Source organism: Rosistilla oblonga (genome assembly GCF_007751715.1).
Lineage (GTDB): Bacteria > Planctomycetota > Planctomycetia > Pirellulales > Pirellulaceae > Rosistilla > Rosistilla oblonga.
On record NZ_CP036292.1, the window covers coordinates 6269408 to 6278395 of the forward strand.

Consider the following 8988-nt stretch of genomic DNA (forward strand, 5'->3'; position numbering starts at 1 on the left):
CAGCCGATTTGCAGCGAATACAGACGGAGCATCACAACTCCGTCGATCGCTTTGGCACAAAAATCGCTATACAGGCGTGGCACGCATCGCAAACCGCGATCCTGCTGTCAAACCGCCGTCACCTGACACTTAGGTGGCGGAAGCTATAATCGGTCTCGCCGTTCCCCCTCGATTTTTGGAGCCAATATGATATGGATCGTCGCTTACGTCAGCAGTGTCGTCGGCGCGTTTTTGACGATTCTCGCCATGACGATCATCCGCAATGATCAACGGCACAGCATCGGGCGGATCGGTTGGTTGGGGCTGGTGCTGCTGTCGCCGCCGATCGGATTGATCCTGTTTCTGTGGCTCGGCGGCCGCAAGATCTCTGCGGAGCACGAGAGCCGCGACCTCGTCGATATCCCCGCACAGCCGGGGAACGATGAGCCGCCACGCGACGATTTCGAAGACCTTCTGATGCACCGCGGGCTGCATCGCCCGACCGCTGGGAATCAGCTCCGCCTGCTCGCTGACGTCGCCGAAACGCGGGCTGCCTTTTTGGATCTGATCGATAAAGCCGAAGAGGCGATCTACGTGACGACGTTCATCCTGGATGATCGCGAAGCAGCCAACCGGATCGTCGATCGGTTGTGTGCTCGCGCGGAGGAGGGCCTCCAAGTCCGCTTGATGTGCGACGGTTTTGGATCGTTCCAAGTCTCCGAGGAGCAGCTGGATCGAGTCCGCAAAGCTGGCGGCAAGGCGGAGCGGTTTAAGCCGATGTCGCAGCTGAGCCGGCTGGCGTACCTCAACTTCCGCAACCATCGCAAGCTGGCTGTTGCCGATGGCAAACGGGCGATCCTTGGCGGCGCGAATCTCGTGCAGGAACAGATCGCCCCACACGCCGACGACGACAGTTGGTTGGACCTGAGTCTCTGGATCGAGGGGCCCGCTGCGGTGCAGCTGCAGGCCGTCTTTTGCAGCGACTGGAACTTCGAAACGAAAGAAGACTTGCCGCCCCCAAAGCTAGAGGATTTCGACGGCGAGAAGGCCAAACAAGGAGCTCGCCTGACTGTGATGCCGATCGGCCCCGATGGCCCCGATGTCATCTTGGACGACTTCTGGCTGTACGCGATTCACCAAGCGAAGCATCGGATCTGGATCGCAACTCCCTACTTCATCCCGCCACCACTGGCGATGCGGTCGCTGGAATCCGCTTGCCGACGCGGCGTCGATGTGCGGATCATGGTCCCGCAGGAGAGCGACCTGCGACCAGTCGACTACGCACGCTTCGACTACTTCGACGATCTCGAAGAGCTCGGCGCCACGCTGCTGCGGTATCCCGACAAGATGGTCCACGCCAAGGTTGGGATCGTCGACGATCGCGTGGCGCTAGCGGGATCGGCCAACTTTGATCTGCGTTCGTTTTTCCTGAACTACGAACTCTCGGTCGTCGCCCACGACAGCGACACGATCGCGATGCTGGCCGAATGGTACGATGGGATGGCGAAAAAATGTGCCCACGGAGTGACCGACCGCTCCCGCGTCCGCGCCGTGATGGCGACCGCGGTGCGGATGTTTGCCTCGGAGCTGTAACGTGATGTGAGCGGATCGTGCGATGCGCGACCGCAGACACCACCGCCGTTGATTAACTGGTCCGTTGGATCGACTCGACCACGCGAACCGCATGTCGGTCGGGCTGGATTCCACCGCCGTAGACCGATGCAAAGGCCTGCGTCGCTTCGGCTCCCAGCAGAAAGATCATACTGCTGTAGTAAACCCAGACGAGGATCACAGCCAGCGACGCGGCGGCCGAACCAAGCTGAGCTCCCGGATCGCTGTTGGACAGATACCACTGCAATCCAAACCGTCCCGCCAAGAACAACAGCGTCGTGATGAACGCTCCCACCGCAACGTCCCGCCACAACACCTTGGCATCGGGCATGAACTTGAAGACCGCCGCAAAGATCACAAACGTGACGACAAACTGCACGCCATCGTTGATCCCGCGGGCGAACACTTCGTCCATCCCAAACACGCTCGACAACCGCGCGCCGATCGCCGAAAGAATCGTCGAGACCACCAACGAAACGAGCAGCAGGAACCCCAGCCCAAGGATCATCGCCAGGGAGAGCAGCCGTTTGACGACGACCGTCTTCATGCTCGATCTGGCCGGATCGGGACGGACCGACCAGACGCGGTTTAGCGAACTTTGGATCGCCCCGACAACTCCCGTCGCTCCCACCAAGATCCCAGCAAAACTGAGCAACGTCTTCCACCAGTGCCCCCCCGCGTCGCTCTCCCGCTGCAGGATGCTCGTAATCTGCTCGGTCGCTGCTTCGTTGCCAAGCAGCTGGGCCGCCTGGTCCTCCAACAGCATTCGCGCTTCGGTCTCGGCTTCCCCATCGGTATAAGCCAACGAAAATCCAAACACCAAAACCGTCAGCAACAAATACAAAACAGGGGGCAACGCAAAGATCGTGTAATATGCGAGCGCTGCCGAGAGCGTCGTGCACTGATCGTCGACAAAACCTGTAAACGTTTTCTTAATTACCTTAAACACTCGCCATCCAATCGATAGATCGTCCCGCCGCCGGTCGCGGCACTGCAAGATTCCAACATGCCGCGACATTGTACGCGGTAACGCGGCGAAGCGAATCGGACGTTCGCCGCCAGTAACAACTTCCCACATATTCGTTGGCAACTTATATGCCAAAGCTAGCGAAGTCGATCGCAGGTCCCGTTCGGTCGCCGCGGCGGCTCGATTGCTAGCCGGCTGGCGGAACATCGAGCAACCTGGTCGCTGCCAATCCTGCCACGCCGCCGCCGGCCGCTGAAATCCGAACCGGCACGCAAAATGCTCCTAGCTCGCTATCTGGGTCCAACCCATTTGCACCCCGCGTCGCGGACTCGCTCTATCAGCCAGTTCCAGTACAGCTGGCGGGGTAATCACGAAGCGAAAGAGGAACGATCGAATGAGTAACGAAAAAAATATCGAAGTCGAAGGCCAACTTGCCGAACTGACCAAACTCTGCTGCGATTCGCTCGAAGCCGACCGCGAGTCGCTTCCCGAACGGATCGAACCGCTGCTGAAGTCGCTGCTGATGAGCGGCTTTGAGCGACAAAAGAAACAACCGTTGGGAGTCGAATTGGAGGCGAGGATCCTGGACGCTTGTGAGGGGCGTTCGACGCAGCGTGGAGCCGAGATCCGTGGTGTGGCGAACCAGGTCCAACGCAAGTACGATTATCTGGTCCGATGGGAGAGCAGTCATCCGAAGGATCCTCAAGCCGAACCCGCCCAACCGGCGAACATCAGCTCGGCGACCGATTCTTGATCGCCATACTTCCGCTCCTAGCGGCAGGGCGAGGTCGGTCGCCTTTCGCTCCGCGAAAGTGCGGCGTCGCAAACCGGATGGTCATTCCAAATTGAAGCTTCGACTGGCACGGGATAGCAGCTTGTCGGTTTAATCAGCCGATTGGGCGTTAGCCCCGGTTCCGCTGCCACTGAACCGGGGCTAACGCCCAAACGGCTAATGCAAGGAAGCTCGTTGTGACTAAACCGACAAGCCGATAGCGTCCGGTTCCGCTGAACAGCGACGTGCCGACTGGCTCTCCCAAACAAAGACACGCAATATCCCGCCGCGGCGTCGCTCGACGCCTGATGCCTCACATCAATCAATCGATCAAAGGAACCGCATTCCGTGCTCCGTAATGCTCCGCGACACCTGCGTTCTTGGACGGCTTCAGGAATCAAATACTTCCGCGGTCGCGAACCGATCGTCCTGATCGCGCTGCTGTTAGTTGTGGCGGTCAGCTGGGGCTTCATCGAATTGGCCGACGAGGTGACCGAGGGGAGCACCGCAGATTTTGATCGCTGGGTCGTTCAATCGATGCGACAAGCGGATGATCCGACGCAACCGATCGGCCCTCGATGGATGCGAGAGGTTGGCCGCGACATCACGGGCCTTGGCGGCGTGTCGGTCCTTTCGATGTTAATCGCCGCGGCGGCCGGATTCCTGGCGATCCACCGCGCGTACCGAACGATGGTCGTGCTGCTGGTCTCCACGATCGGCGGGATCATCGTCAGTTCGCTGCTGAAACAGTTCTTCGCCCGACCGCGTCCCGACGTCGTGCCACACCTGGCCGAAGTTTATACGAGCAGCTTTCCCAGCGGCCATTCGATGATGTCGGCGGTCGTCTATCTGACTCTCGCTGCTCTGCTGGCTCCGGTTCTGAAACATTTCTGGGTGCGAGTCTACGTACTTGGGCTGGCCGTGCTGTCGACTGTTCTCGTGGGAATCAGCCGCGTCTACCTGGGCGTGCATTATCCAACCGACGTCCTCGCTGGCTGGGGGGCAGGACTCGTCTGGGCCGTCGTCTGCTGGTTGATCGCCCGTCGGTTCGCCTCGCGCTAAAACCGGCACACCGTTTGCATCTCTGTCTCTTCGCAAAGGCAACCGGCGGTGGTTGCCGGCCGCTGCGAATACGAAAATGAAGATACAGAATCGATGCCCTCTCGAATCGATGTTCCATTGCTCAACACACCATGCCCAACAGGCGGTGTCCGATGGTAACCGAAGTCCCCGATATCGGCCGCGCGGTGCTGCAGCGAGCTCAATCGCTCTCCCCGCGGATGCGGCAGATCCGACGCTCGCTGCACCAAGCTCCCGAGCTATCGGAGCATGAGTTTGCGACGACGGCCTATCTCGCTGACCGAATCGCCGAACTCAACCTAACACCTCAATATGCCGGAGGACGCCGCGGCGTCTGGGCCGACATCGACGGAGGTGCTCCGCTGCCGGGACGTCGCGTCGCGATGCGTGGCGACATCGATGCGCTGCCGCTGCAGACTCAACTGGAAGCTTGTTACGCCAGCCAAACCGCCGGGGTGATGCACGCCTGCGGTCACGACGCCCATGCGACGATGGTTTGGGGAGCGACAGCGATCTTGAAGCAGATGCGCGACGCCGGTGAATTGCCGACAACGTGCGCTAGCCGATCGATCTTCCAACCCGCTGAAGAGACGAGCACCGGTGGCATCCACATGATCGATGCGGGTGCGTTGCAAGAGGTTCACTGCGCGATCGCGTTGCACGTCGATCCGTCTCGCAACGTCGGCACGTTTGGATTCCGCGACCTCGCCTTCACCGCGGGTTGCGATGTCTTTGAGATGGAGCTGACCGGAAAAGCGGGCCACGGGGCTCGGCCTCATTTAACGGGCGACACGGTTGGCGCGGCGGCCGCGTGGATCCACGAGGTCTACTCTCGCCTGCCTCGTTCGTACGACGCCCGCGATCCGATCGTCGTCAATGTAGGGCAGATCCAAGCCGGGTCGGCGGCGAACATCGTCCCTGCCAAGGTGTCGCTTGGAGGAACAGTGAGGACGCTGTCGATCGCCGCGGCGGAGCACGCGAAAGACCAGATCGATCGGATCTCCCAATCGCTGCAGTTGCGATACCCCGTCGAAGCAAAGGTGACCTACAGCCGTCACACGCCGCCGGTGATCAACGATCCCTTGATCAACGCGGCATTTCGCATCGCGGCAGGAAGAATCGTCGGCGAGGAGAACGTACACCAGATCGACCAACCGAGCATGGGAGCGGAAGACTTTGCCTTTTTCGGGTCGAAGGTCCCCGCAGCGATGATGCGGATCGGCGTCGCTGGGATCGAGATCGGCCAGCAACCGCTGCACACCCCAACCTTTGACATCGATGAAGCCGCATTGCCCTATGGCGCGGCGGCGTTGGCTTTGGCAGCTATCGATCTCCGCTGACGCTACAAGCAACGCGACATCGCGTCCCGCGCGATCGTCCGTCGAATATGCCTCGGCTCGTCCCGCGAGCGAGGACTGCCTCGAATCTCCGGTTCGACAAATCATTCCTTTTGCTGGTGAGTTTCCATGGTTTCCTTCAGTCGCTCGAAAGTTCCCGCCGTTGGCGTCGAAGAAGAATATCAGTTGGTCGACCCGACTTCGGGGCGGCTGATCCCCAAATGCAGCGAGGTCCTGCGGCAGCTGGGACGCGAGCCCGAAGCTGACATCCAACGGGAACTGCATCTAAACCAGATCGAGATGGCGTCGAATGTCTGCGAGACGCTCGACGAGGTTCGCGACAACCTGCAAAGGGTTCGCAAGCTGTTGATCGATGCGGCGGCAAACACCGGAGCGGCGCTCGTATCGGCGGGGACCAATCCCTTTCCGCTGCCCGAATCCGAAACGCTGACGCCCAAGTTCCGCTACCAAGCGATGGGGCAACAGTTCCAACATATCGCCCGCTCGCTGTTCATCTTCGGCTGCCACGTCCATGTCGACATGCAGGACAAGACGCTCGGCTTGCACGTGATGAACCAGACGCGGCGTTGGTTGCCGCTGTTGCAAGCGTTGACAGCAAATTCCCCGTTTTGGAACGGGCAGGACACGGGCTACGCCAGCTATCGCCGCGAGGTCTGGGTGCAGTGGCCGATGGCTGGTGCGCCGCCACATTTCCAGGATCTGGACGATTACGAAGCTTGTTTGAGCGAGCTGACGAAATCGGGAGCGATCAAAGACGAAAGCTTCATCTACTGGGACATCCGCCTGTCGGTCAAAGTGCCGACGATCGAATACCGATGCGCCGACGTGATCACATCGTTGCAGCACTGCGTCGGACACGTGGGCCTGGTACGTGCTCTTGTGATGCAGACCTGTGACGACATTCACGCGGGGCGAGAGTATCCGCCGATCCGATCGCATTTGTTGTCGTTTGCGATCTGGCATGCCGCACGTTATGGAGTCAGCGCGGATCTGCTGGATCCATTGACCTGCGAGAAGGTCACGGCGACGGAATCGGCAGCTCGGATGCTCGAATACATCGCTCCCTCGTTGGCCGCGTCGGGTGACCGCGAGTGTGTCGAAGCGTTTGTGCAAAGCGTCGTGCGGGACGGCTGTGGCGCCGATCGGCAGCGTATGACAATGCAGACCGAAGGCAATCTGGCGGCTGTCGTCCAGGCGGCGATCAAAGAAACCGCAAACGACACTTCGCCCGCAGCCTGCTGAAACACTCCCCTCACATAAACGCCCTCTCTTACTCTCTGCTCATGTAGGACAATATGAGTCATCTGTTGATCTGGAATCAAGGCTCTGGTCGAGCCGCACAAATCGAACGGTTGCGCAGCGCGATGGACGCCGACGGAACCCGTTGTGTCGAACTGACGCGTAAGGTCGACTTGCGATCGACGATCGAAGAGTCGTTGCAAGGCAGCGACGACACGGTGATCGCGGCCGGAGGAGACGGCACGGTCAACGCAATCGTGAACGCACTGATGCAGATCGATCAGGCGCGACGGCCGCAAATGGCGGTGATCCCGCTGGGAACCGCAAACGATTTCGCTGGTACGCTGGCGATCCCCGACGACATCGATCAGGCGGTGGGGCTGATCTCAGCTGGCCGATCGGTCGCGATCGACGTGATCCGAATCCGGGGCGAGGGGTTGCAGCAGTATTACGCAAACGTTGCCGCCGGCGGGAACTGCGTCCGCGTCTCGGAGGAGCTGACCGATGAACTGAAGTCGCGTTGGGGAGCGTTCAGTTACCTGCGTGGAGCGATCGGCGTGCTGACCGATATGAAGAGCTTTCAGATCGCGGCGGAGATCGATGGCGTCGAGATCAAAGACTTCGATTCGTGGGCCGTCTTGGTGGCAAACGGGAAGACCAACGCGGGGCACATCGTCGTCGCTCCCGAAGCTTCTCCCGCCGACGGCCTGATGGATGTAATCCTGATCCGCGACGGCGACGCCACCGACATGCTGGAGATGATCGCCGGCAATCTACTGGGCAACTTCCTCGAGTGCGAACAGATCCTCTTCCAAAAGGCGAGCCGCCTGACACTCCGCTCCAACCCCGCGATGCGGTTCACTCTCGATGGTGAAGTGATCGAACAGGAACCTGTCGAATTCCAAGTCATGCCCGCAGCAATCAATATGTTCGTGGGACCAGAATTCGAACAGAGTGAGGTGGTGACCTGATCCCAGACTGAGTGCCCCTGCTTCGGTTTCCCTAACTTTCCGTGACGTTTTTCACGGTGCCGCGGAAGAAAGGTACGCACCCGTTACGGCCATTGCGAGGGAAAGATCTCATCTCATCGGTTTGCATGCATGATTATTGACGACTAAGTGCGACAGGCAAAGCAAGAATCTCGAGAGCGTCTGACCGAGGTGTTGCTGCATCACCTAGCATGATGCTCTGTCGAACCAGTGGCTCCCAACCTACGATCAATGACGAGTCGTGTAAGCGATTTGGGACAAGTTTTCGGAAGGCATTGGCACCAAACTTGTTATACGATGTGCTTGGCCACGGCGAGTGTTGCGCGAGCGAAACATCAGGCTAACGGAGATGCATCCGAAGATCATTAGACTGGTAGGTTCCGGGACGATGGCACTGGTACTGGGCTCGACAGTGAAGGTTGCCCCCTGAACACTTGGGGCCAGGGTCGTAAAAAAGTCGTCAAGGAGCAGCGATGTGCCAAAGATTGGATCGAAACTGTCCACAGAAAAGTTGACGCTGTAGTCGCCAGCCAGTGCTGGAGCGACGACCGACAAGATTCCCAACCGAGTGAAACCGGTACCATTCGGGATACCAGAATCAGTACCGAATGGTGGCACGTCCGCATCCAGCGTGACTCGCCCGTCGTCGGAAACATCTGGATCAAACGAGAAACCCAACTCACCCATAAGCCCTGGGTCTGCAACAAACGAAAACCCAGAGAAGTCAAAGCCGGCGCCGGTCAGTGCAGCATCACTGGCCGTGAAGTCGAGAGTCACTGAGATGATGCTGTCCGTGGGATTTGGCAATGCGACGCTCAGGAGGTCGATGTCAAAGTTGACCGTTTGTCCCGACAGAATAGGATCGAGCGTCGTTAAATTAGCTGTGATGATGCCTGCCTGTGATTGGCTGACGTTGCAGACAGCGATTGCCACCAACGTGGCAATCAGTCGTGTTCGAATGTTGAGTAGGCTGAAAATCATTAGATTTCTCTT

The 8988-nt window shown here is 59.2% G+C and carries 8 protein-coding genes; 6 read left to right on the forward strand and 2 right to left on the reverse strand.

Annotated features, from left to right (window positions below):
* Positions 1–186 precede the first annotated feature (186 nt).
* Positions 187–1572, forward strand: coding sequence for a phospholipase D-like domain-containing protein (locus CA51_RS22290; RefSeq protein ID WP_145123354.1), 1386 nt, complete (start codon positions 187–189; stop codon positions 1570–1572).
* Between the two features lie 52 nt (positions 1573–1624).
* Here CA51_RS22290 and CA51_RS22295 read toward each other — a convergent pair whose 3' ends face one another.
* Positions 1625–2764, reverse strand: a complete 1140-nt coding sequence (locus CA51_RS22295; RefSeq protein WP_231745835.1) for a YihY/virulence factor BrkB family protein — start codon at positions 2762–2764, stop codon at positions 1625–1627.
* 187 nt (positions 2765–2951) lie between these two features.
* On the opposite strand from CA51_RS22295, the gene CA51_RS22300 reads away from it, so the two are divergent.
* The 5 genes from CA51_RS22300 to CA51_RS22320 all read left to right on the forward strand — a co-directional run bounded on the left by CA51_RS22300 (position 2952) and on the right by CA51_RS22320 (position 7977).
* Positions 2952–3311, forward strand: a complete 360-nt coding sequence (locus CA51_RS22300) for a hypothetical protein (RefSeq protein ID WP_145123355.1) — start codon at positions 2952–2954, stop codon at positions 3309–3311.
* Positions 3312–3677: 366 nt separating this feature from the next.
* Positions 3678–4391 carry a phosphatase PAP2 family protein gene (locus CA51_RS22305; RefSeq protein ID WP_231745836.1) on the forward strand — a complete coding sequence of 238 codons (714 nt, stop codon included), beginning with the start codon at positions 3678–3680 and terminating at the stop codon, positions 4389–4391.
* A gap of 152 nt (positions 4392–4543) precedes the next feature.
* Positions 4544–5749: an amidohydrolase gene (locus CA51_RS22310; protein WP_145123356.1), complete on the forward strand. Its 1206-nt coding sequence runs from the start codon at positions 4544–4546 to the stop codon at positions 5747–5749.
* A gap of 126 nt (positions 5750–5875) precedes the next feature.
* Positions 5876–7009, forward strand: coding sequence for a carboxylate-amine ligase (locus CA51_RS22315; RefSeq protein ID WP_145123357.1), 1134 nt, complete (start codon positions 5876–5878; stop codon positions 7007–7009).
* Between the two features lie 53 nt (positions 7010–7062).
* On the forward strand, positions 7063–7977 hold the full coding sequence (locus CA51_RS22320) for a diacylglycerol/lipid kinase family protein (protein ID WP_145123358.1): 915 nt from the start codon (positions 7063–7065) through the stop codon (positions 7975–7977).
* 246 nt (positions 7978–8223) lie between these two features.
* On the opposite strand, the gene CA51_RS22325 is transcribed toward CA51_RS22320, so the two are convergent.
* A complete protein-coding gene (locus CA51_RS22325) occupies positions 8224–8976 on the reverse strand; it encodes a hypothetical protein (protein ID WP_145123359.1) in 753 nt (250 codons plus the stop codon).
* Positions 8977–8988 lie beyond the last annotated feature (12 nt).

Bases quoted from the DNA above. Each gene is read 5' to 3' on its own strand.
- CA51_RS22315 (WP_145123357.1), top strand. From the start codon at position 5,876: ATGGTTTCCTTCAGTCGCTCGAAAGTTCCCGCCGTTGGCGTCGAAGAA.
- CA51_RS22325 (WP_145123359.1), bottom strand. From the start codon at position 8,976: ATGATTTTCAGCCTACTCAACATTCGAACACGACTGATTGCCACGTTG.
- CA51_RS22300 (WP_145123355.1), top strand. From the start codon at position 2,952: ATGAGTAACGAAAAAAATATCGAAGTCGAAGGCCAACTTGCCGAACTG.
- CA51_RS22295 (WP_231745835.1), bottom strand. From the start codon at position 2,764: ATGTTCCGCCAGCCGGCTAGCAATCGAGCCGCCGCGGCGACCGAACGG.
- CA51_RS22310 (WP_145123356.1), top strand. From the start codon at position 4,544: ATGGTAACCGAAGTCCCCGATATCGGCCGCGCGGTGCTGCAGCGAGCT.
- CA51_RS22320 (WP_145123358.1), top strand. From the start codon at position 7,063: ATGAGTCATCTGTTGATCTGGAATCAAGGCTCTGGTCGAGCCGCACAA.
- CA51_RS22290 (WP_145123354.1), top strand. From the start codon at position 187: ATGATATGGATCGTCGCTTACGTCAGCAGTGTCGTCGGCGCGTTTTTG.